The following is a 23,771-nucleotide window of genomic DNA, read 5'->3' as shown; positions in this document are numbered from 1 at the left end:
TCCTTTATCCAAAATCAGGAACATCACTGTCCCAAATCAAGCTGTTGTCAACAGATGGTGTTCCTTGAATCCTTCGCTTCGAGGGAGTATCATTAGATGCTGTTTCAATATCTCTGTTTTTGAGTCTCTGCTGTTCTCTGCGAGCTTTTTTACTCTTTTTTGCGGATTCATTAATTTGTTGATTAAGTTCGTCATGAGCCTCTAAGATTTGAGCGTTGTTTATAGTCTTTGAACCTTTTTCTTTAATACGGTTTTTGATTGATTCAAATTCCCATAGAGACATAATTGGCATTGATTGGTCAGCTAGTGGGATTTTAAAATACTCAAGAGTAATATCATCATAAAACCATACATAGCTTATATCTCTAGGATCTCTTTTAAAAACAAACACTTTTTTTCTTTTTGTAGATTCATCTATTTTATTAATTCTCGAACGAAGTAGATTGTCATAATAATTTAATCCATCTATGTTAACTCCATTTTTTTGTATAGTCCTCTCAAATATTGGTAAAAAATCTATCATTACAGTTAGAGCATCAGTTGGCTTTGGTATTAATCCAACTGTACTATCTTCTCCAAAGATTCCCTCTTCCCATTGTTCTTCAGGAGATATATCAATGCCATGGTGTTTTCTCTTATGATAAACTTTAGTGATATATGTAACTAGCCATTTTTCAAATTCAGAAAATGTTAAACTTGCATGTTCATCTGAATTATATTCTTGTCTTTTTTGAATGTTTGAAAATGTAGTACCTGGTAGTTCATGAACAGCTGACATAATTGTTCCAATAGCACGCTCCACATGACCACCAAAATTAGTTTTTCCTACAGGTCTAAATTCAATATTTATACCATGAGTTAAACCAGCTTTTTGAACTGCCTCTGCTCTAAAATCTGCACCATTATCAACATGAATGGTAGTAGGAAATCCCCATACATCCCAATTTGAATCGATGTCAAGCTTTAAAAGAAGCTCATCCTTTGGTAGCACAGAACTTGTAATACACATAGCGACACTTGTAACACTTGGAGCATTTAGACTTAGATAATAACCAACTATCATTCGACTATATATATCTATTGCTATTGTCAGCCAAGGTCTTCCTATCGGCTTTCTTGTTTCATCATCAACTACAATTAAATCAACAGGTGTATGGTCTATCTCAATAAGTTGTAGTGGGTAGTCTGCATTAAATGAACCTGGTACTGGTTCAAATTTATTCCTAGCAATTGAACGATTACCTTGCCTTTTTAGTTTTTCATATTCTGCAATTTGATGAATCCTATTTCTAATCGTATTTTTACCAGGTGCCTTATAGTTTTGGTTTTTACATTCGATGTTTATTCTGTTAATAACGGCTTGAACTGATGGTTTTTGTTTCGTTAAATAGTAAGTATCAATAACTTTTTGTATTATCTTCTCTACACTATAGAGAAGTCTAGTCTCACCTTTTATTCTTCCTGATGGCTTAGAGGCTAGTCCTAATAGTGTACCTGTTGATTTGTAGTTTTTGAGCCAACGGTATAAGGTGGTATAGTGAACATCTATCTCCTTTGCATGTTTTTCTATATCTTCTCTAGACATGTTGTTTGATAACAAAGGCTTGATAGCTAAGTAGCGTTCTTCTATCTCTTTGTATTCATAATCAGATATATCTGACAAGTCTTTATATATTGCAATATTGTCAGAAGAATCTTTAGGAGCAACGGGTTTTACATCTTTAATGAGGAGTCTCTTAGCTCTTTTGTCTTTTATACTAATGCCTATTATTTCACTAAAGTCTAGCAGCTGTGAAACTTTATAAATTTCATTATGATACTCAACATATTCGTTTTGCTTAATCTCAATCCTGCTTCTGTCAAGTTTAACTGATTTAATATCATCCATTTAGTTTTTCCTCATCATAGTTGTCATTTAGCCATACCGTGGTTTGATAATTTAAAGGTTCTCCATATAAGCAAAGTAAGCTTTTGTTTGCCAGTAAGTGCCATATTTGCCCCAATGCTAGTCCTTTTTGTATTTTAGTAATAAATAAAGACTCTAATATATGATCTATAGTGGTGCTACCAAGCATATCTACATATGTTAAGATTCTCTGCTCTTCATCTAAATCGTATTCTAAATTTTTATATCTTTTTAAAAAAGTTATATTTTGGAAGTAAGCTCCCCTGATTTTTTCTTCATCATATATCTTAAAAATCATGTCATTTTGAGATGCATATTTTGTTGCTATTTTAAACTTAGGACGAAGATCTTTAAACTTCTTTTGTATAATTCTTCTAGGCTTTACTTCTATAAGTAAAGGTTTTCTGACTACATCTAACAATATTGTTTCTGTTTCATTAAAATATACTAGAAAATCTGGTGTGTATGTTGTATTTCTTCCATTGGCATTTATATATTCAATAGTAATAGGTTGCTCAATTACATCACAAACGCTATCATTAAATTCTAATAATGTAAGTAGGTCTCTTTCTAAAGTAGATTCAAAGGCAATACTTTTTTGTTTGCGAAATGCAAAATAACCTGAGACACTTCCATAGGTATAGCCAATTTTTCTTTTTTTCATAGAAATCTTCAATCTATCATCTCCTTTGTTGGTAAGACTGTAGTAAGGTTTATTGTATATTAACAAGGTTGTAGCAATGTTAATAGGTATTTGTAGCATGATTAGTTGGAATAAATTCTATCTAATTCCATAAACTTGTTCTGATTGTAGCATAGTTTAGTGGAAATGACAAGGTTCACACAAAGCAAAAATAGGAGAAGTTGGTTTGGCGCACAATGGGATCTTGTTTTTTGATGAACTTCCACATTTTTCTAAAGGAATTTTAGAGGCTCTAAGAGAGCCGATGCAAGATAATCGTATCAGAATTTCAAGAGTAAATTCTAAAGTAGAGTATCCAAGTGATTTTTTATTTATAGGTGCTATGAATCCTTGCGCTTGCGGAAACCTTTTAGATGAACACCTAGAATGTAGATGTAGTGACCTAGAGATCCAAAGATATAAAAACAGACTCTCTGAGCCATTTTTAGATAGGCTGGATCTTAGTGTTGTAATGCAAAATGTAAAGAGTGATGATAAGAGTAGTTTTACCTCAAAAGAGTTACATAGAAAGGTGGTTGAAGCTCATATCTTTAGAAACAAACGAGGTCAAGAGAGATCTAATGCAAAACTAAAAGATAGTGAGATAGAGATCTATTGTATTTTAAATAATGAAGCAAAAGAGACTTTAGATATGGCAATAGAGAGATTTCGTCTCTCTTTTAGAAGTATAAACAAGGTCTTAAAAGTATCTAGAACCATAGCAGATCTAGATAAAAGTAAAGATATAGCAAAAAACCATATCTTAGAAGCGCTTAGTTATAGACGGAGATAAAAAGTGTTAATTTGCACATTTTTCTTACACTTCTAGAGTGTAGAATGCAAACTTAAGAAGAAAGAGGTGAACTTGAGACACTCGCCTTTTCCTTTTAGACATTGTAGTATGTCGCACTTGGATGATATACTACTACGGCACTAGTTGATTGTTCTGGGTGGATCTGAAAAGTTTCACTCAGCTCAATCCCAAACTCCTCAGGCTTTAGTAAGTCAAAAAGAGGACGATTCAGCTCTAGATCTGGACAAGCCGCATATCCAAAAGAGTAACGACTTCCTTGATATCTATTCATGCGAACATCACTTAAACTACTTCCCTCACCATCACTTATATTTAGATCTAGTCTTATCTGCTTATGTGCAATCTCAGCTAAAGCCTCAGCTAACTCAACGCCAAGTCCGTGAAATTGATAGTAAAGTGTATACTCCCCACTATCATAGATCTCTCTCTCAGCCTCACTAAGTTTTGCGCCAGCACTTACACAAGTAAGAGCTATAACGTCGTGTCTGTCACTATGGAAAAAGTCGCTAAGTGCGCGATGTGGCTCTTTACTTTGTCTTGGGAATGTAAATTTTTTTATGGATCTTGACGCTACATCTTCTAACGGTTCACGGTTTACTTCATCAAGCGAATTATACCCCTCACTCTCATCAAAGATAAGAAGAGAATTATCATCGCTTCTACAAGGCCAGTAACCATAGAGGATGGTTGGATCAAATAGCTTTTCATCTATAAATTGTTTTTTTAGTCTCTCATAAGCTGGCCAAACTACTTCATCTAGTTGCTTTTGATACTCCTCTTTTTTCATCCCCTTAGAGCTATAACCCCAGCGAGATTTAAAGAGAATTTTATGATTTACCCACTCAAATGCCATCTCTATTTGTGACTCGGTGAGCTTTAACTCTCTTCTTCCCCAAAATGGAGGAGTTGGAACAACTACATCACGAGATGGCATCTTAAGTTCACTAAATGGTGGGATGATTATCTCTTTTATCTCTTTTACTACTTTTTTATCTTTGTCTTTACCGTGAAGATCTGTATCAAAGTTTCCAGCTTCTATACGGCTCATGGCAGTTACTCCATCAAAGGCATCTTTACAGTAAAAGATGGGTCCATCGTAGATAGGGCGACAAAAGTCATCTATAAAAGAGCGAGTAAGCGCTGCCCCTCCTAGAAGTATGGGGATCTTAATATCGTGTGATTTTAAAATTTCAAGATTCTCTTTCATAACTTGAGTTGATTTAACCAGTAGTCCGCTCATCCCTAAAGCGCTAATGTGTCCATCTTTCATAGTCTGCATAAAGGCATCTAGATCTACTTTGATCCCTAGGTTTACAACTTTGTAGCCATTGTTTGAGAGGATGATATCCACAAGATTTTTACCAACATCGTGTACATCGCCCTTTACTGTTCCAAGAGCTAGAGTTGTGTCAGCCTCTTTTTGGACCTTTGGAAGAAAGGGTTCTAGATGATCAACTGTTTTTTTCATAGTCTCAGCACTTTGAAGTACAAAGGGGAGTTGCATCTGACCTGAGCCAAAAAGCTCGCCAACAACTTTCATGGCATCTATAAGGATTTCATTTACAATTTTCTCAGGCGCGATAGTGTGGCGAGCCTCTTCAACGAGAGGAATCATCCTATCTTTATCTCCATCCATAAGAAGTTTTGCTATTTTCTCTTCACTGCTCATGGCAAGATAAGCCTCATCTACAGCATCATTATCAACTGCTTCTTTGGTACTAAAATGCTCTATGAAGTTAAAGAGAGCCTCTCCATTTGGTTTGCGGTTAAAAATCAAATCATCGCAGATCTCTTGATCTTCTTGGCTGATTTTGTTGATGGGAATGATATGCTTTACATTTATGATCACAGAAGTAAGACCTGCCTCGATACAGTGATGCAAGAACATAGAGTTTAGGTAGGGTCTTGCATCTTTATCTAGTCCAAAAGAGATGTTTGAGAGTCCTAAAGTTGCACTTACTTCGGGGTGTTTTTTACGAAGCCCGCGGATAGCTTCTATGGTGTTTATCCCAGCATCGAAGTACTCTTCATCTCCACTTGCTAGTGTAAATGTTAAAACATCAAAAATCAGGTCTTCTTTTTTGATGCCATGGCGGTTAGTTGCCAGATCTATGATCCTATCTGCAACCTCAAGTTTTTTCTCAATAGTCTTAGCCATACCAACTTCATCTATGGTTAGACAGACTAGGCTAGCTCCAAACTTTTTAGCAAGAGCACAAACTTCATTAAACTTTGGCTCGCCATCTTCAAGGTTAACAGAGTTTAGGATGGGTTTGCCGCCTATGTTTTTAAGAGCAGTCTCAAGTCCAGTAGTTTGTGTGGAGTCTGGCATAAGAGGGAGTGAGATCTTTTGGTTGTACATTCCTATAACTGCGTTCATGTCTTTTGTCTCATCGCGACCTGCAAAGCCTACATTTACATCTATAATATGGGCACCTGCACGAACTTGCTGTTGAGCGACACTTAGAGTTCCCTCATAATCCTCTGCTAGAAGAAGCTCTTTGAAAGCTTTTGAACCAGTTGCGTTTGAGCGCTCTCCCATCAAAAGTGGAGCGGGAACTTGCTTTAGAGTTGTTGTATTAAAAAGAGAAGCTATAGAGTTTTCATGAGATCCACTTGGTGCTTTTGGCTGTTTAGAACTAACTTTTTCAACTAAAGCGCTAATATGCTCAGGCGTAGTTCCACAGCATCCACCTAAAAAGCTAACGCCATCAAAGTCTAAAAATGATTCTTGTTTATTTGCAAACTCATCAGGTCCCATAGGATAAAATGTCACTCCTCCACGATTTTGTGGAAGTCCAGCATTTGCATGGATACTTATAGGTTTATGCCAAACTTCACTTAGAGTTCTTACGTGTTTTAAAACTTGTTCAGGTCCAGTCCCACAGTTAAAACCTAAAGATAAAATATCAAAAGGCTCTAGTATGGTTGCAATTGTATTTGCATCAGTACCGATGAGCATAGTTCCACTTAGCTCAATGGTTACAGAGATCATAATTGGGATCTCTACACCTCTTTCTTTAGATGCCTCTTGACAAGCATGAAGTGCAGCTTTTATCTGTAGTGGATCTTGTGCGGTCTCTAGCAAAAAAACATCAGCTCCCCCATCTATAAGTGCGAGTGCTACCTCTGTATAACCTTTGTACATCTCATTATAAGTTATGTGACCAAGAGATGGAAGTTTTGTTCCAGGTCCGATAGTTCCTAAACAAAAACGAGGATGAGTTGGAGTTGAAAATTTTTCACATAGAGCTTTTGCAAGTTTAGCTCCTGCACAAGTGAGCTCATAAGCGCGATGGGCAATGTTATAATCATCCAAAACCCAAGTAAAAGAGCCAAAGGTGTTTGTTGTGATAAAGTCAGCTCCAGCACTTAGATAGTCATCATATATCTTGTTTAAAATCTCAGGGCAAGTAACATTTAAAAGCTCATTACAGCCCTCGTTTTCTTCCCATGCTTCTTTTGGAATCTCCGCGTCATAGAGCTGAAGCTGCGTTCCCATAGCCCCATCAATGATAAGTGGTCGTTTTTTTATAGTTTCTAAAATATACTTTTTTGTGTTCATAATAAATCTTTTTAAAATTAAAATTAAAAGTAATTTTAGCCAATATAAGCATAAATAAGACTTTTGATAATAATATTTGAAAATATTATAGTAATTATAAGAATAAATTAAATAAAATCTAAACTTTCATTCGCTATAATGTTCGAACAATATGAAATATGTTAACAACAAAAGCTATTTTGTTGCAAGTGAATCAAAGGAAGTCTCTTATGAGCAAAGAAAATACTGGTATAACAATACCGACATCGTGGAGAATTAAACGCTACTATCTATACGCGATGGTAACTATAGTCGCGTTAGTGTTACCGTGGATTACAGTAGATGGAAATCACTTTTTTCTACTGAGTTTTGATAAGTTAAAACTGCATCTTGCATTCGTTCAGTTTGATATGCAAGAGTTATATTTGATGCCATTTTTACTAATGTTACTTTTTTTAGGAATATTTGGTATGACTGTACTGGGTGGTCGTGTTTTTTGTGGTTGGGTCTGTCCGCAGACAGTTTTTAGAGTTATTTATAGAGATCTAATAGAGACAAAACTACTAGGACTACGAAAACGCATCAAAAACAAACAGCAAGATCCAGATATGAGTAAGTTGGAGAACAAAGTAAAAAAAGTAGTAGCTATTTTACTATGGACAGCTCTTGCACTTATAGCAGGATCAAACTTTATGTGGTACTTCGTTCCGCCTGAAGATTTTTTTACTTATCTTGGAGATTTTACTAATCATTGGACGCTTTTTGGTTCGGTTATTGGTATTGCAGTTTTTCTTATATATGACATAGTATTTTTAAAAGAAGACTTCTGTATATATGTATGCCCATACTCAAGAATCCAGTCGGTTTTATATGATGAACATACAGTTATGGCACTTTATAATATGCATAGAGGTGGAAACATCTATGATGAAAACCACAACAAAATGTATACAAAACAAAAAGATATTCAAGTAAATGAGCCTCATGCTGAGTGTACTGCTTGTGAGAGTTGTGTAACTGTTTGTCCGACACACATTGATATTCGTAAAGGTCTTCAACTAGAGTGTATAAACTGTTTAGAGTGTGTTGATGCTTGTACAACTGTTATGGGTAAACTCGGAAAGCCTTCACTCATAACATGGTCTAGTGACTATGAGATAGTAGAACAAAAGGGTAAAACACAATTCTTTCGTACAAAAATACTCGCATATATGGGTCTTTTAGTTGCAATTATGATAATTTTAGCGATGATGGGAAGTACAAAAGAGCATATGCTTTTAAACATAAACAAAGAGACTCGTCTTTACTCTGTGAAACACTTTGATGATGGAGAGTTTAGAGTTGAAAATGCTTATGAATTCTTACTTCAAAACACTGAAAATGAAGAGATGAAATTTTTCTTTGAGATCATTCCTCCAAAGGGTATGGAAGGTAAGATTACTATAGAAAAACCTAAAGGTGAATTTACAGCTGTTCCCAATATGAAAAAGAAAGAGATAGTAGTTCTTAGAACTACAGAGATGCTAGTTGATAATGATAGAAAAGACACAGTTATCCCTATCACGATTAGAGCTTATGCTGTTGGGCATGAAGATAGAGTTGTTGTATTTAGAAAGTCAACTTTTGTTTTTCCTCGTGCTGATATTATTAAAGAAAAATAATTAGCTTTTAAAGACGAATAAGATAAACTCCAAAAAGGTAATTTTTTGGAGTTTATAGTATGTTTAAAAAAACTAAAAATATCTTACTATTTTTGTTTGTCACTTACGCTCTAGTTGGCTTTTTTGCCATTCCACTTGTACTTAAATCACAACTTAAAACTACAGTTGAACAAGAGTTAAATGCAAAACTAAGCATAAAAAGCATCTATTTTAATCCATTTTCATTTAGGCTTATTGTTGATGAGATTGCGCTTAAAGATTTAGAACAAAAACATCTACTCTCTTTTGAGTCATTAGATATAAACCTAGAGCCATCTTCTCTCTACAAATCTGCAATACACATTAAAAGTCTACTACTTCAAAGACCAAAAATATCTCTTGTATATAACAAAGACAAGACTATAAATTTCGCATCTTTATTAAAAACTAAAAAACAAAAAAATAGCACAAATGAGAGTGCTATGCCTAGAATTCTTTTAGATAAAATATCCATAGCTATGGGATGCTTGGACTATGAAGACTATACCAATGAAACACCTTTTGAATTTTCATTTGAGAACATAGGCTTCAACTTAGAAGGCATTGATACAAAAAACTTTAGCACAAGCGATGCTACTATAAGATTTTACACTAGCTTAGGTGATGGTGGGTTTTTAGATATAAAGAGTCAACTACTTAGTTTAGAACCTTTTGAGATAAAGGGGAGTGTTGAATTTGAAGCTAGCAAACTCTACTCTCAGTGGAAATATTTTCAAGACTATTTAAATCTTGAAGTTGCAGATGGAAAGGTTGATTTTAAAGCCCAATACTATTTTAATCTTGATGATTTAAATGCAACGACTATAGATAAGGTTGAACTCTATGCAGATAGATTGAGAGTAAAACCAAAAAATAAACATCAAGATATATTAAACTTAGAACATTTTGTACTAAGTGGTGTAACTATAAAGCCAATGCTTCAAGATATTCACATCAAAAATTTAGCACTAGAATCTCTGCATCTAAAAGTTCAGAGAAAAAAGGGTGGAGAGATTGACTGGAGTGAATATGTTAAAACATCTTTTGCAGTAGATGCATCTGAAGAAAAAAGAGAAGATGCAAACGAATCAAAGCTTTGGACGGCTGTTGTTGATGAGGTGGCGTTAGAGAAAATTAAGCTTGATTTTATGGATGAAAATGTGAATGTAGAGACAAAACTAAATGACTTAAATCTTTATGTGAAAAATCTTAATTTAGCTGGAGTAGAAGCTCTGACTTACGAGCTAGATCTACGAGTAAACGAGGAGTTTATTTGTAAATCTAGCGGAGAGATAAAGCATGATATTTTAGATGTTAAGAGTCAAATAAAGTGTAGTGCGCTTGATATTGTTAGGTTTAAACCATATATTGATGAAGCAGCGAATGATGCACTTAGCCTCTATGATCTGAACTTAAAAAGTGCTATCTTTGGTTTTGACGCGAACTTAAGCCTTATGAGTAAAGATGAAGAGATGCTTATAGATCTAAGAGATGCAAACCTAGATCTATCTAAATTTTCTCTTTACAAAACAAGTACAAATGAGAAACTTTTAGAATTTGATGATTTTGGTGTTAAAACTCTTCGTTTTGATAGTAAAACAAAAGAGATAGATATTGAAAAAACTATACTTGGTGGTTTAAATATCTTTGCTTCAATCTATAAAGATGGAACTCTTAACCTTGAAGGACTTGTAGAGGTAAAAGCATCAGAAAATACTCTAAAGTCTGATGTTAAGAAAAATAGTAATAAAAAAGGGAAAGATTTTAGAGTAAGATTAGAACATTTTGCAATAAATGATGCAGGAGTTAGTTTTAAAGATAGGAGCTTAGATCCAGCTCTTAAAACTAAGCTTGATAAAATAAATGTTAATCTTTATAAGATAGATTCAAAAGAGAATAGTTGGCTAAAGTATGATGCTAAAGCTAGATTAAATCATAAAGGAACTATTGGCACAAAAGGAGATCTACAACACACTCCTCTCAAACAAAAATCAGATCTTAAACTTAGTAAAATTTCTCTAAGTGAGTTTAGCCCATATTTGCAAAAGACAACTTATCTAGATCTAAAGGATGCTTATCTAGATCTAAGTTCAAAAATAGAGTATGAAAAAAGAGACGATAAAGCAGATCTTAGAGTTTATGGTCTTTTGGGTGTAAAAGAATTTTTCTTACATGATTCAAGAGATGGATCAACACTTCTCTCATTTTCTAAAATGCAACTAAACTCATTTGAGTATGAAATGAATCCAGATAGGATCTACATAAATGAGCTAGTTCTAGATGCTTTTTATGTAAAAGCTATCATAGATAAACAAAAAGTTTTAAACTTGGCAACTCTTGTTAAAGAGAGCAAAGAAGATGAAAAAAAGAGCGATGAGTCTAAGTTAGATTTTAAAATAATGAAGCTAAATATAGCATCTGGAAGTGCAAAGTTTGAAGATCTATCTCTACCTCTTGAGTTTAAAACAGATATTCATGATTTAAATGGAGTTGTTTATGCTATCTCTAATCAAGATAGTGAGATTAGTTATGTAGATATTGCAGGAGAAGTTGATAAATACGGTTCAACAAAGCTTAGTGGATCTGTTGATAGTGCAAACCCTAAGAGCTATTTGGATCTAGACTTTAATTTTAGAAATTTAGAACTAAATGCACTTAGCGGATATAGTGCTAACTTTGCAGGATATAAGATAAATGAAGGAAAACTCTTTTTAGATCTAGGTTACAAAATAGTTGACTCAAAACTTTTAGGAAAAAACTCTATTATCATTAAAAAGATAAAGCTAGGCGAAGAAATAGAAGACGAAAATGTAACTACTCTTCCTTTAGGATTTGCAATTGCGCTCTTAGAAGATAGTGATGGAGTGATAGATATAGATATGCCAGTTGAGGGCAATGTAGATGATCCTGACTTTAAATATGGTGCTATGGTTTTAAAAACATTTGCAAATCTCATAGTAAGAGCAGTCGCCTCTCCATTTAAGTTTTTAGGTTCGATGATGGGGCTTGATGGGGAGAAACTGGAGTATATAGAATTTGAAGCGGGACTTGCCACACTTCTGCCTCCTGAGAGAGAAAAACTTGATAGCATCTTAAAAATAATGCTTAAGCGCCCAAAAATATCTCTAAAAATAACTCCACAATATGACGAGACACAAGATGCGTTTTTACTAAAGAGAGAAAAGCTACTTTTAGCTCTTATGAAAAAAAGTGGAGCAAAGAGTAAAAAAGAACAACTAAACTCTCTAAATATAGACTTACTTGAAGACCTCTACGAAGAGATAGATCCAGAGTTAAAATTAAAAGATATAGAAAAAAAGCTCAAAGAGAGTTATAGTGGTGATATTTTAAAAAGAGAATATTTAATAACTCTTTTAAAATTAACAACAAACAATCAAGAGTTCACTCAACAAGAACTCGATGATTTAGCTACTCAAAGAGGTGAAGTTATAAGGGAGTACTTGGTAGATAATAGAGCACTTTCAAGTAGCAGACTTATTGTTGAAAAAATTCAAAAAGCTGATGAGAGTAAAGAGAACTGGGTTAAGCTTAAGATGAATATTGAGGTTGAATAATAACTTTTAGATATAATTTCTTTAAAAAAATACTATAAGGAAGTAGATGGCATTTTCAAAGCAAAATCGTAAAGGTACAATAAGTGGAGTGGTTTTTGTAGCAATCTTCGCAGCAGCAGCCACAATGGTTGCAGATATAGAGTTTGTAAGTTCTTTGGGAATTTCACCCTTAGTTATTGGTATAGTTATTGGTATATTTTATGCAAATACACTTCATAATCAAACCCCATCTCAGTGGCGAGGTGGTATCACTTTTAGTGCGAAAAAGATTTTAAGATTTGCCATTGTATTTTACGGGTTTCGCATAACATTTGGGCAAATTGCTGAGGTTGGGCTAGATGGTTTTATGGTCTCACTTATAATGCTTACAACTACTTTTATATTGGGAATTTACTTAGGTGTAAAAGTATTTAAAATGGATAGAGACACTTCAATGCTAACTGCAGCTGGAGCATCTGTTTGTGGAGCTGCTGCGGTTTTAGCGACTGAACCAGTCTTAAAAGCACAAGAACATAAAACTGCAGTTGCGGTCTCTATGGTTGTACTCTTTGGTACTATTGCTATGTTTTTATATCCACTTTTATATAGTGCTGGGATCTTTGATATGACCTCAAGAGAGTTTGGGATCTATGTAGGTGGAACTATCCATGAAGTTGCACAAGTTGTTGCAGTTCCAGCTTCCATACCTGGATCTGACGCTGAGATGGCGAATGCTGCGGTTATAGTTAAGATGACAAGAGTCATAATGATAGCGCCTATGCTCATTATTCTTGGGATCTATCTATCTTACTCGGCTAAGAGAAAGGGAACTTCAGGCGGTGGTGTTAAGCTTGTTATTCCATGGTTTGCGGTTTATTTTGTGGCAATGGCAGGCTTTAACTCTCTTGGTATAGTCCCACAAAATATCGTAGATCTTATAAATGAAATAGACACTTTTTTACTCACAATGGCAATGACAGCTCTTGGAATGGGTACAAGATTTGCAATGTTTAAAGGCTTAGGTTTAGCACCGCTCTACACAGCTTTTGGAATGTTTGTCTGGCTAGTTGTGGGCGGTTACTTTATTACAAAGTGGGTAGTGGCTTTCTTTTAATAGAGTCGTTTGTTAAAAAACTATATAATTACAAGCAAATCTTATCCTTGCCATTAAAACGAACTAGTTTATTTTAAAGAGTTGAACCCTCTGATTAATCTATAAGCTAGATTCCGTGTCAAGCACGGAATGACGGAACGTGCGTCATCTTGAACAAACAAACCGTCATCTTGAACAAACAAACGGTCATCCTGAACAAACAAACCGTCATCCTGAACTTGATTCAGGATCCAATTTAATAATTGTTCAGAGCATTAAGTTATAATAGAGAAAAATAACCTTATAAGGAGCCAAATAAGATGTCACACTTACCAAACAAACTTAACTCTTTTTGGCTCTGGAGAGAAGTTTCTTCAAAACTTGGCGTCTCAAATCCAGCTTACAAATACTGGAAGGAGACACCAAATATAAAATTAAATAACAAGTATGTTTTTGTACAAAAAAATACTCTTCCACAAAAGTATGAATATGTAGAAGAAATACTAACAGATCTATCAGGCTACTTGCCTATAAGATACGCTTCAGACAGGCTTCATGTAAATGAAAGAATATTTTCATACGACAAAATGAGACTCTATAAAGAGTTTGAGTATAAGTTTGTAGAAGATATAAAATTTGTAAATATTAAAAAGTTTTTTAGAGAGTTTGGGATCAAAGTTAGTAAAGATTCTATTGTGCAACTAGGTCGCATAAAAGAGTTAGAATTTACTCCAAACTCAACATTTTACAATCTTAAAAATGATTATGGCATTGTAGTTTATGAATAGTTTTTTTATAGAGTTTCGCGATCCTCTCTTTGGCATTATAGTCTTTTTTGTACTTATCTTTGTAGTTGCATTTTTTTCTTACTGGTGGACGAGATTTAGAACTAAAGAGGACCATCGCCATCTCGATAAGTTTTTAAGAGGCTTGCGCACACTTCCATCAAAGAGTGAGTTGAAAGTTCTTATATCAAAGGGTGAATTATCTGAGAAATCTTGGCTACTTTTGGCACAATCATACTTTAAAAATGGTGATTATGAAAAATGTATAGAGATATATACAGAGCTTTTAAGCGTTGGAAATAAAAAAAACTACAGAGATACGCTTTTTTTACTAGGGCGAACCTATTTTAGAGCTGGTTTTTTAGAACGCGCAAAAGATATATTTTTAAAGATACTACAAAACAATCCAAGAACTCCTCAAGCTCTTGCGTATCTACTTTTAGTTTATGAGTATATGAGAGAGTACTCTTTAGCTCTTGAAGTGCTAGAACCACTAGACGAGTTACAAAAAGATATAAAAAAAGATAGTGCATATTTGAGAATTTTAGCACTTTTAAATGATACTAAAATAACTACAGAAGAAAAGTTGAAAAATCTTATAGAGATCTATCAAGAAGAGAGAATACTCTCTCATATGGTCTTTGAGTATCTGTTTCGTACAGATGTAGATCTAGCTTGGCAAAACCTTGATGTTTCGAAGTGTGAGATGATAAGTGATCTACTTTGGCAATTAGATAAAAAAGATTTGAATTTAGATATAATTACACAAAATGGCTATCTTAGGGAGCTATACACTGCTAGAGGTGATGTAGACTTAGCAAAAAGTAGCTCCGTTTTTGAGTTTGATGTTTTGATAAACTTAAACAAAAATGCAAATGCCACACTTAGTTTTGAGTATATCTGTGATAACTGTAAGGTAGCGGCCCCATTCTCATTTAACAGATGTAGTAGTTGTCATGCCATTGATACTTCACGCATCGAGATAAATTTAACTAAAGATTACCATAGGAATTTTAGTGAAGAAAATAACTCTTTTCAGTGATGGAAGTGCTTTAGGCAACCCTGGACCTGGTGGCTACGGAGTCATCCTTAGATATGGTGATAAAGAGCGTGAAATTGTAGGCTCAGAAGTTCATACAACTAACAATAGAATGGAACTTTTAGGCGTTATAGAAGGTCTTCGCGCTCTAAGAGAAGAGTGTGAAGTAGAGATAATCTCAGACTCATCTTATGTTGTAAAAGGCATTAATGAGTGGCTAGAAAACTGGATAAAAAGAGACTTTAAAAAGGTTAAAAACCCAGATCTGTGGAGAGACTATATAGAGGTCTCAAAGCTTCACAAGATAAACGCTATATGGGTTAGAGGTCATGATGGACATGAAGAGAATGAGAGATGCGATAAATTAGCAAGAGAACAAGCCGAAATTATAAAAAACAGCAATAGGACTAAGTAATGGGTTTAGATATTGAAACTTTGCAAGAAACTTTAGGTTATAAGTTTAAAGACAAGCAACTCATCATGGAAGCTTTGACGCACAAGAGCTATAAACAACCATATGATAATGAAAGATTAGAGTTTTTAGGTGATGCAGTTTTAGACCTTATAGTTGGTGAGTATCTTTTTCATAAATTTAAGAAATCAGATGAAGGCAAACTCTCCAAAATAAGAGCTTCTCTAGTAAATGAAACAGGCTTTGATAAGTTAGCAAGATCACTAAATCTTGGAGAGTATATATTTTTATCAAATGCAGAAGAAAACAATGGCGGAAGAGATAAACCTTCGCTTCTCTCAAACGCTTTTGAAGCAGTAATAGGAGCTATATACCTTGAAGCAGGCTTAAAAAAGGTTCAAGATATTGCTATAAAACTAATAGAGAAAAATCATAAAGAGATATCTCTTGATTCACTATTTCGTGACTATAAAACTACACTTCAAGAGCTAACACAAGCGAGATTTGGAATTACTCCTGAATACAAAGTAGTAGCGAGTCGCGGACCAGATCACAAAAAAGAGTTTGAAGTTGCTGTTTTCATAGAAGACAAAGAATACGCTAGAAGTTGTGGTAAAAGTAAAAAAATAGCACAACAAGAATCAGCAAAACAAGCTGTGGATATGCTAAATAGTGATATACAATAAACTCTGCCTTTTCCTAAAAGGCTAGCTTTTGGGAATGCTAACCAATGGCATTCTCCACGATGAGTGGCCTCAGTGGCTTTTGCGGACTAATAAGATGGAGGTTTCCTTCATTTTATGAAATAAAATTAAGGACATGAAATTGAATAGTTTTGGAGTGAAATTGAGATATAGCACTTTTGGTGAATCTCATGGTGTGGCTATTGGTTGTTTTCTTGATGGAGTCCCAGCTGGACTAAAGATAGATGAAGTTTTTATTCAAAGTGAACTAGATCGTAGAAAACCTGGTAAGAGTGAGTTTGAAACTGCCAGAAAAGAAGATGATAAAGTTGAGATATTAAGTGGTGTTTTTGAGGGAGTGAGTACTGGAACTCCTATCGCTATGCTTATCTACAACAAAAATCAAAAATCAAAAGATTACTCAAATATAAAAGATATTTTTCGCCCTGGTCACGCTGACTTTACTTACTTTCATAAGTATGGCATCAGAGATTATCGAGGCGGTGGAAGATCTTCTGCAAGAGAAACAGCAGCTAGAGTTGCCGCTGGATCTATTGCAAAGCTTATGCTTAGTGAGCTTGGCATTGAAGTGTTAAGTGGTATTAGTGAAGTAGCAGGCATCAAGGCTGAGAATTTTGACTATGAAAGCGCCAAAAATAGTATTATTTACGCTCTTGATAGAGATAAAGAAGCAGCTCAAAAAGCAGCTATTCTCCAAGCAAAAAATAACCATGACTCAGTCGGTGGAGTCTCTAGAATTATCATAAAAAATGCTCCTATTGGATTAGGTCAACCACTCTACTATAAACTAGATGGAGTTTTAGCAGATGCAATGATGGGATTAAATGCGGTAAAGGCAGTTGAGATCGGAGATGGAATACTTAGCGCATCTACCGAGGGCTCACAAAACAACGATGAGATAAGAGCAAATGGCTTTAAAACAAATCACTCAGGCGGCATACTCGGTGGTATAAGTAATGGTGAAGATATAGTTCTCAATGTTTATTTTAAACCAACCCCATCCATCTTTAAAGAACAACAAACTGTTACTACTACAAATGAAGAGGTTGATTTTTCCCTAAAAGGAAGACATGACCCTTGTGTGGCTATCCGTGGAACGGTAGTATGTGAAGCAATGGCAGCCTTAGTTATCGCAGATATGTTACTTTTAAACATGGGTTCAACAATGAACGGTGTTAAAAAATACTATTAAAATAATAGAAGAAGCTATAAAGTAACATTATAATCAAAATGGTTGTAGAGCAATAAACTTTTTTGCTAATTTAAGATTTATGTGTTATTATTATCACAAAAATCTTACAATTTAAGGGATAAAAATGAGAAAAATCATTCTTAGCGCATTAGTAGCGAGTGCTACTCTATTAGCAGCAGACAGTGCAGCAGTATATAAACCGGGGTTGTTATTGCCAGCAAACGGCGAAGCAATTTATAAGCATGACTGTATCCAGTGCCATGGTGCAGACGGAAAGCAAACTTCAGATACAGGGCTTTCAAGAATTGTATATGCTCCAATTACGGGTTTAGATGCTGCTAAATTAGCAAAAGAGTTAAAAGATTATAGATATGGGAGTCTTAACAAGTACGGCTACGGTGCTTTAATGAAAACTACATTAGTTGACCTTTCTTATGAAGAGATAGACGCTCTTGCCGAGTATATTAGTACTAATATGAAATAATTAAACTATTATGCTGAGTGATCAGCATAATAGTTTTATGCTTACCATAAATAACTTCTTTCTTCAAACCTCTTCAAAACATAATATTTAAGGAAACAGCATGATTAAATATATTATTACAATAGTAGTAATTTTAAGTTTTAATTTGTCTGCTAATTCAAAGTATAAAAAAGCTTGCGATAATAGAGAAATGCAATCTTGCATAGAGTTAGGCATACTCTATTATACAGGTAAAGGTGTAGAAAAAAATATTAAAAAGTCTAAAAGGCTATTTCAAATAGCGTGCAAAAATAGAGTGGCTAGAGGTTGTTATTATCTAGGTTTTGTCTTTTTAAAAGGTGGACAAGATGTTGAGCAGAGCAATAGAAAAGCAATATTGGCATTTGCCAAGGGTTGTGATATAGGAAGCGAACGTTCTTGTGAGCAGTATCATAAGCTTAAAGATAAAGGATTTTAATAGATGAAAAGTGATGTTAAGAAGCAACTTGAAGGTGAACTAGATAAGTATATTAAAGGTAAGGGTGATTTTACTCCGTACTACCCTGGTATGGATATTCTCGCTTCAGAACTCTATAAAGAACAGTTAAAAAAAGCATCAGACCTAATAAAAAAACAAAGTGAATCAGAGATGAAAAGTTTTGAATTATATCTTGATACTATTATAATCAACATGCACACTAAGGTGAAAAAATATAAAAAATCTATCTACTTTGATAATGAAAACATTAAAGATATAGAAAATCAAGGTTACACAATAGTTTTTTATATAGATGAAAAAAATAGTAAGTATGCTCTTTTAGGGCTACTAAAATCTAAGGCATTACCACAATAATTTGTGTTTGTAATATTGTTACAATTTTACACTGTAGTGAATAAATGTAACAAAATTATCACAATTTTGATTATTTTTTTAAAATCGATTTATTTAAGTCTGAAATTTAAAAATTTACGATAATGTACAGTTAATTATAAGCTAAATGTATAAAAGGATAGGTATGAATTATAAATATATTAATAATATGTTATCGGAGATGGACAAAGATTTATCTTCAAAGGGGATGACAAGAAGAGATGCTATGAAATTAGCTGGTATCTCAGGCGCAAGCTTCATGATGGGTGGCAGTAATCTTAGTGCTATGGAAAAGGATGAAAAGCCAATAGCTAAATCAGGGGTTGACGCTAAGATTGTAATTGTTGGTGGTGGACTTGCTGGGATGAGTACGGCTGCAAGACTTACTCTTAATATCAAGAACCCTGATATTACTGTTATTGAACCTAATAAACAATCTGTATCTTATCAACCTGGTCAAACACTTGTTGCTGCAGGTATTTGGGATGCTGATGAAATTATTTATAATAGAGATGACTTTGTGCCAGAAGGTACAAAAATAATCGAAGATAAAGTTATAGACTTTGATCCAATGAATAATCAAGTAACTACTGCAAAAGGTCAAGTTATTGATTATGACTATTTAGTTGTAGCTACTGGCTTGCAGCTTGATTTTGAAAGACTCGAAGGTTTAGAACATGCTGGTCGTGCTTACTCAATTGGAGACAACTCTAGACTTCATAAAGCTATGGGTGACGATAGTGGCATTTGTTCGATCTATACGGCTGAGGGTGCTACTAAAACTTGGGAGCAAATGCAAAAATACATTGAAAAAGCTAAAAATGCTAAAGATGGCAAAAAAGTACAATTCCTTTTCACGCATCCAGGTACGCCTATTAAGTGTGGTGGTGCTCCAAAGAAAATCATGTATCTAGCAAATGCAAGACTTAAAGAAGCTGGTGCTAGAGAAAATGCAGAACTTATCTTCTATCCAAATGGCGGAGCAATGTTTGGCATTCCTGAATACCATGATGCTATCCTTGAGCAGTTCAAGAGAGAGAATTTTAAATGGCACTACAGAACTAACCTTATAGGTGTTGAAATAGAGAATAAAATAGCTATTTTTGATTCTCAATGGCAAGAAAAGGGACCTTATGATCCAGTCATGAAAGATTTCGAAGTAATTTCTAAGCATGAAAAAATCAGAGTTCCATATGATTTCTTACATATCACTCCAGATGCTGTAGCTCCAAGAGAAGTAGCAGAATCAGATATTGGCTCAGCTGCTGGTTGGGTTCCTGTAAACAAAGAGACTCTTCAACATATCAAATTCAAAAATGTATTTGCACTTGGTGATATTGCACAAGTTCCTATGGGTAAAACAGGTGGATCTGTAAGAAAACAGTATAAAGTAGTAGTAGATAACTTAATATCTCAGATGGAAGGTAAACCATTAACTTCAAAATATGGTGGTTATACAGTTTGTCCACTCATTACAGATATCGGTACAGTAATGTTAGCAGAGTTCGATTGGAGTGTTAAACCAACACCATCGTTTCCTCTAGACCCATTAGTAGAAAGATGGGTTCACTGGTTAATGAAAGTTTATGCCCTTAAACCAATGACAATGTACGGAATGCTTTCTGGTAAAGCGTAAGCAATCAAAAGAAGGAACCAGATCCTTCTTTTGCCTTTCTATTCTTTCATAAAATAAGAGAATCACTTTTTGATTTAACAAAAATGTCTCTTTAAAATATTTTTATTATCCAGGATTTTTATATGCAAGTAAAATTTGAGTTCGCCATCTATGATGAGGCTCTAGATAAGTTTGAGTTAGATGAAAAGATCTATTCTTATGAGTTAAATGAAGAAGAAACAGAGACTTATAGTATTTTAAAAAGTGTGGATTTACACCTATATAACTTTTTTCAAGAGTCTGAATCTTTTAAAAGCTGGATAAAAGATGAAGTATATCCAAACATGATAGGTGGAAAAATAGCAATTTGTGATATAAATGAGATAAGTTTTAGAAGGTATTACTTTTTTAAAGTAACAAGTGCTGATGTTCATTACGAATATTTCAAAAAGCTTTTTAAAATTCATCATGAGATAGATTGGCAAGGTAGAGAAGAAGTTGGAAAAGAAATATTAGAACAACTCAAAATAAAACGACAAGAACTAATAATTGAATTAAAAAAAGATATTGTTGAAAATGAAGCTTAAATAGTAATCATAACTCAGTTTTATGGATGTAAAACTGAATGATTATTATATTGAATACAACAATATAAGTGTTGTTAATAAGCTGTATCAAGTAAGACTATAAATTTATTTTTAGTTTTAAAAGACATGTTCCTAATGGTAACAGAATACATACGAATGTCTTCATATCTTAAATTCTTGAATTCAATAGTGGCAATTAACTCTTGTAAAGATGTATAATAATTTTGTGCCAACTTTGTGATAAACGATACACAAGGTTAACAGATTAATGCATTTTAAAACAAGTAAAATTATAAAAGGGGAAGATGTGGATAAAACATTTAAATCAGAAGAAATAACATCTGTAAGCAGAAGAGATTTCTTCAAAAGAACAGCATCTGTAAGTGCAGTTGCTGCTGTAAGTATTTTAGCACCGGGTGCACTACTTGCTGATGATGAAAACATTATGCATCATACAAAGTGGGGAACTACACTAGGAGATGAGTGTAATTATAATCCTTACGGACTACCATCTAAATATGAGCATAACATCGTAAGAAGAACATCTGCTCTTATGTCATCGGCTGGAGATATGCACGCTGCAATATCTATGTCACCTTTGCATGAGCTAAGTGGTATTATTACTCCAAATGGATTACACTTCACTCGTACTCACAATGGTGTAGCTCAGGTAGATCCAAATAAGTTTAGACTGATGATTCATGGTCTTGTGGATAAACCAATAGTTCTTACTCTAGATGAACTAAAAAAATATCCAAGTGAGAGTAGAATACTATTCTTAGAGTGTCCATCAAATGGTGCTGCTGAGTGGAAAGGCCCGCAATTTAACTCTTTACAATTTGTAAAAGGAATGATGAGCTGTTCGGAATGGACAGGTGTTCGTTTAAAAACTATACTTGATGAACTAGGTCTAAAACCAAATGCTAAGTGGATGCTTGCAGAAGGTAGTGATGGTTCTGAGATGAGTAGAACTGTTCCTATTGAAAAAGTCTTAGATGATGCGATGATAGCTTGGGGACAAAATGGTGAAGCACTGCGTCCTGAACAAGGTTATCCAGTTCGTTTAATCCTACCAGGTTGGGAAGCTAACCTTTGTGTTAAATGGTTAAAAAGATTAAAATTTGGCGAAGAACCATGGTATGCAAAAGAAGAAACTTCTAAATATACTGCATTAACTGCAAGTGGTAGAGCTATTCAGCATTTCTATGCAAATGAAGTAAATTCTATTATTACATCACCTTGTCCTGAAAAACCTTGGACCGATCTTAAAGTAGGAGATTTGGTTGAAATAGAAGGTTTAGCATGGAGTGGTCATGGAACAATTACAAATGTTGATATAAGTTTTGATGGTGGAAAAAATTGGATAGAAGCAAATCTTAAAGGGTTAGTTCTTCCAAAAGCTTGGACTAGATTCTCTTATATGTATAAATATGAAGGAAAACCATTATTGCTTCAAAGTCGTTCAGTTGATGATAGTAACAATGTTCAACCAACAATAAATCAGGAAAAGAAAGTTGTCGGTGTTGAAGGTGTTTATCACAGAAATGCGATTTGTACTTGGGAAGTAAATAACAAAGGGGAGGTTAACAATGTTCAAGTTAGATCATAAATCTATTTTAATCGGAGCATCTGTTGTTGCAAGTACTGCCCTTCTTCTGACAGGATGTTTATCGTCATCGTCTAGTACGAATGAAAAAACTCCTGCAAAAGTTCAAGCAAATGCTTTAGCTGGACCATACACTGGAAAAATTGGTGCTATAGATGGTGGTGTTATCTACCCTAGAGAAAACGGAATGTATACAGCCTATGTATTAAATGAACAAAGTACAAAAGGAATAAATCACGGTAGAGTTCCTACAGCTAACGAGATAAAAGCGTGGGATTTAGATGCACTACCAGATGGTACAGGCTTACCTGAGGGTGAAGGATCCGTTGAAGAGGGTGATGAACTTTATGAAGCACAGTGTGCATCTTGTCACGGTGACTTTGGTGGTGGCGGACATGGTTATCCACAACTAGCTGGAGGTAATCAATCTAAAGATGAGAACGGGATCGTTATCACTCTTAAAAATCAAAGAGAGTATGGAAAAACAGATGCACCAAAAAGAACTGTTGGTACTTATTGGCCTGTAGCTACTACGCTTTTCACATACATTAGAGATGCTATGCCATATGCAACTCCTAAGAGCTTAAGTAATGATGAAGTTTATGCTATTACAGCTTATATATTGGCTCAAAACTATATAAAAATTGATGGCGAAGTAATGGATGATGAGTATGTCTTAAATGCAGAAAAGCTTGCAAAAGTAGTTCTACCAAATAAAGATGGTTTTTATCCAAATATCGATGGTCCAACAGGTCCAGATGATGTCAAAGCATTTTATGCAGATCGTGCTAAAAATATTGGTTCTGGTACAAGATGTATGACTGATTGTAAAGATCCAGGTGGACAAGATGGTAAAACTGAAGCTACTCTTGTACGAATAGATTATGAAATGTCAGATGTTGTTCCTCCATACTCAACGGTTAGAGACTTGCCACCTGAGGTAGAAGATGTAACTATCTCTAAAGCTGAAAAAATGTATAATGAATCGTGTAAAGTGTGTCACGCGAATGATAATATGGGAGCACCAGCTCTTGGAGATGCAGACGCATGGGAAGACGTTATGGACAATGGTTTTGATCAAGTATTAAGAAACGCGATCGACGGTATGGGTGGAATGCCTCCAAAAGGTGGTAATGATAGTTTGACTTCAGATGAAGTTAAATCAATAGTTGAATTTATGATAAATTCAAGCAAATAAAACATTAAATTAAAAATAAGGAAAACA

General features: G+C 34.4%; 19 protein-coding genes and 1 pseudogene. 17 read left to right on the top strand and 3 right to left on the bottom strand.

Annotated features, from left to right (window positions below):
• Window positions 1-4: 4 nt before the first annotated feature.
• Together M0Q24_RS01365 and M0Q24_RS01360 are read right to left on the bottom strand one after the other, a co-directional pair.
• Window positions 5-1,888, bottom strand: coding sequence for a Mu transposase C-terminal domain-containing protein (locus tag M0Q24_RS01365; protein WP_295046150.1), 1,884 nt, complete (start codon window positions 1,886-1,888; stop codon window positions 5-7).
• On the bottom strand, window positions 1,881-2,570 hold the full coding sequence (locus M0Q24_RS01360; protein WP_295046148.1) for a TnsA endonuclease N-terminal domain-containing protein: 690 nt from the start codon (window positions 2,568-2,570) through the stop codon (window positions 1,881-1,883). The genes M0Q24_RS01365 and M0Q24_RS01360 overlap by 8 nt, the downstream gene beginning before the upstream one ends.
• Before the next feature lie 184 nt (window positions 2,571-2,754).
• On the opposite strand from M0Q24_RS01360, the pseudogene M0Q24_RS01355 reads away from it, so the two are divergent.
• Window positions 2,755-3,069: pseudogene (locus M0Q24_RS01355) on the top strand (ATP-binding protein); the annotation flags it as partial.
• Window positions 3,061-3,381 (top strand): hypothetical protein, encoded by a 321-nt coding sequence (locus M0Q24_RS01350; protein ID WP_295046268.1) that lies wholly within the window; start codon window positions 3,061-3,063, stop codon window positions 3,379-3,381. The pseudogene M0Q24_RS01355 and the gene M0Q24_RS01350, both read left to right, overlap by 9 nt.
• 94 nt (window positions 3,382-3,475) lie before the next feature.
• On the opposite strand, the gene metH is transcribed toward M0Q24_RS01350, so the two are convergent.
• On the bottom strand, window positions 3,476-6,967 hold the full coding sequence (gene metH / locus M0Q24_RS01345; protein ID WP_295046142.1) for a methionine synthase: 3,492 nt from the start codon (window positions 6,965-6,967) through the stop codon (window positions 3,476-3,478).
• 209 nt (window positions 6,968-7,176) lie between these two features.
• On the opposite strand from metH, the gene ccoG reads away from it, so the two are divergent.
• The 15 genes from ccoG to M0Q24_RS01270 all read left to right on the top strand — a co-directional run bounded on the left by ccoG (window position 7,177) and on the right by M0Q24_RS01270 (window position 23,744).
• Window positions 7,177-8,607 (top strand): cytochrome c oxidase accessory protein CcoG, encoded by a 1,431-nt coding sequence (gene ccoG, locus M0Q24_RS01340; RefSeq protein ID WP_295046139.1) that lies wholly within the window; start codon window positions 7,177-7,179, stop codon window positions 8,605-8,607.
• A 59-nt stretch (window positions 8,608-8,666) separates the two neighbouring features.
• Window positions 8,667-12,200 (top strand): DUF748 domain-containing protein, encoded by a 3,534-nt coding sequence (locus M0Q24_RS01335; RefSeq protein ID WP_295046136.1) that lies wholly within the window; start codon window positions 8,667-8,669, stop codon window positions 12,198-12,200.
• 46 nt (window positions 12,201-12,246) lie between these two features.
• The gene (locus M0Q24_RS01330; protein WP_295046134.1) at window positions 12,247-13,293 is read left to right on the top strand and encodes a YeiH family protein; all 1,047 of its coding nucleotides are present in this window, start codon (window positions 12,247-12,249) and stop codon (window positions 13,291-13,293) included.
• 299 nt (window positions 13,294-13,592) lie between these two features.
• On the top strand, window positions 13,593-14,060 hold the full coding sequence (locus tag M0Q24_RS01325; RefSeq protein ID WP_295046131.1) for a hypothetical protein: 468 nt from the start codon (window positions 13,593-13,595) through the stop codon (window positions 14,058-14,060).
• Entirely contained in the window at window positions 14,053-15,099 is a 1,047-nt protein-coding gene (locus tag M0Q24_RS01320; RefSeq protein ID WP_295046128.1) for a tetratricopeptide repeat protein, read from the top strand. The genes M0Q24_RS01325 and M0Q24_RS01320 overlap by 8 nt, the downstream gene beginning before the upstream one ends.
• Window positions 15,074-15,511: a ribonuclease HI gene (gene rnhA / locus M0Q24_RS01315; protein ID WP_295046124.1), complete on the top strand. Its 438-nt coding sequence runs from the start codon at window positions 15,074-15,076 to the stop codon at window positions 15,509-15,511. The genes M0Q24_RS01320 and rnhA overlap by 26 nt, the downstream gene beginning before the upstream one ends.
• On the top strand, window positions 15,511-16,194 hold the full coding sequence (rnc, locus tag M0Q24_RS01310) for a ribonuclease III (protein ID WP_295046120.1): 684 nt from the start codon (window positions 15,511-15,513) through the stop codon (window positions 16,192-16,194). The genes rnhA and rnc overlap by 1 nt, the downstream gene beginning before the upstream one ends.
• 139 nt (window positions 16,195-16,333) lie before the next feature.
• Window positions 16,334-17,404, top strand: coding sequence for a chorismate synthase (gene aroC / locus M0Q24_RS01305; RefSeq protein ID WP_295046116.1), 1,071 nt, complete (start codon window positions 16,334-16,336; stop codon window positions 17,402-17,404).
• Window positions 17,405-17,528: 124 nt separating this feature from the next.
• Window positions 17,529-17,888, top strand: a complete 360-nt coding sequence (locus M0Q24_RS01300; RefSeq protein WP_295046113.1) for a c-type cytochrome — start codon at window positions 17,529-17,531, stop codon at window positions 17,886-17,888.
• Window positions 17,889-17,988: 100 nt separating this feature from the next.
• Entirely contained in the window at window positions 17,989-18,345 is a 357-nt protein-coding gene (locus tag M0Q24_RS01295; protein ID WP_295046109.1) for a tetratricopeptide repeat protein, read from the top strand.
• Between the two features lie 3 nt (window positions 18,346-18,348).
• Window positions 18,349-18,720, top strand: coding sequence for a hypothetical protein (locus M0Q24_RS01290; RefSeq protein WP_295046106.1), 372 nt, complete (start codon window positions 18,349-18,351; stop codon window positions 18,718-18,720).
• Between the two features lie 163 nt (window positions 18,721-18,883).
• The gene (locus M0Q24_RS01285) at window positions 18,884-20,374 is read left to right on the top strand and encodes an FAD/NAD(P)-binding oxidoreductase (RefSeq protein ID WP_295046103.1); all 1,491 of its coding nucleotides are present in this window, start codon (window positions 18,884-18,886) and stop codon (window positions 20,372-20,374) included.
• A 122-nt stretch (window positions 20,375-20,496) separates the two neighbouring features.
• The gene (locus tag M0Q24_RS01280) at window positions 20,497-20,940 is read left to right on the top strand and encodes a hypothetical protein (protein WP_295046100.1); all 444 of its coding nucleotides are present in this window, start codon (window positions 20,497-20,499) and stop codon (window positions 20,938-20,940) included.
• A 307-nt stretch (window positions 20,941-21,247) separates the two neighbouring features.
• Window positions 21,248-22,549 (top strand): sulfite dehydrogenase, encoded by a 1,302-nt coding sequence (soxC, locus tag M0Q24_RS01275; protein ID WP_295046097.1) that lies wholly within the window; start codon window positions 21,248-21,250, stop codon window positions 22,547-22,549.
• On the top strand, window positions 22,530-23,744 hold the full coding sequence (locus tag M0Q24_RS01270) for a c-type cytochrome (RefSeq protein WP_295046094.1): 1,215 nt from the start codon (window positions 22,530-22,532) through the stop codon (window positions 23,742-23,744). The genes soxC and M0Q24_RS01270 overlap by 20 nt, the downstream gene beginning before the upstream one ends.
• The last annotated feature ends 27 nt before the right edge of the window (window positions 23,745-23,771 follow it).

Origin of the sequence: Sulfurimonas sp. (assembly GCF_023228785.1) — a bacterium.
In the GTDB taxonomy this organism is placed as follows: Bacteria; Campylobacterota; Campylobacteria; order Campylobacterales; family Sulfurimonadaceae; genus Sulfurimonas.
The sequence above is the reverse complement of the archived record's forward strand: the minus strand, read 5'-3'. Positions and strand labels throughout refer to the sequence as shown.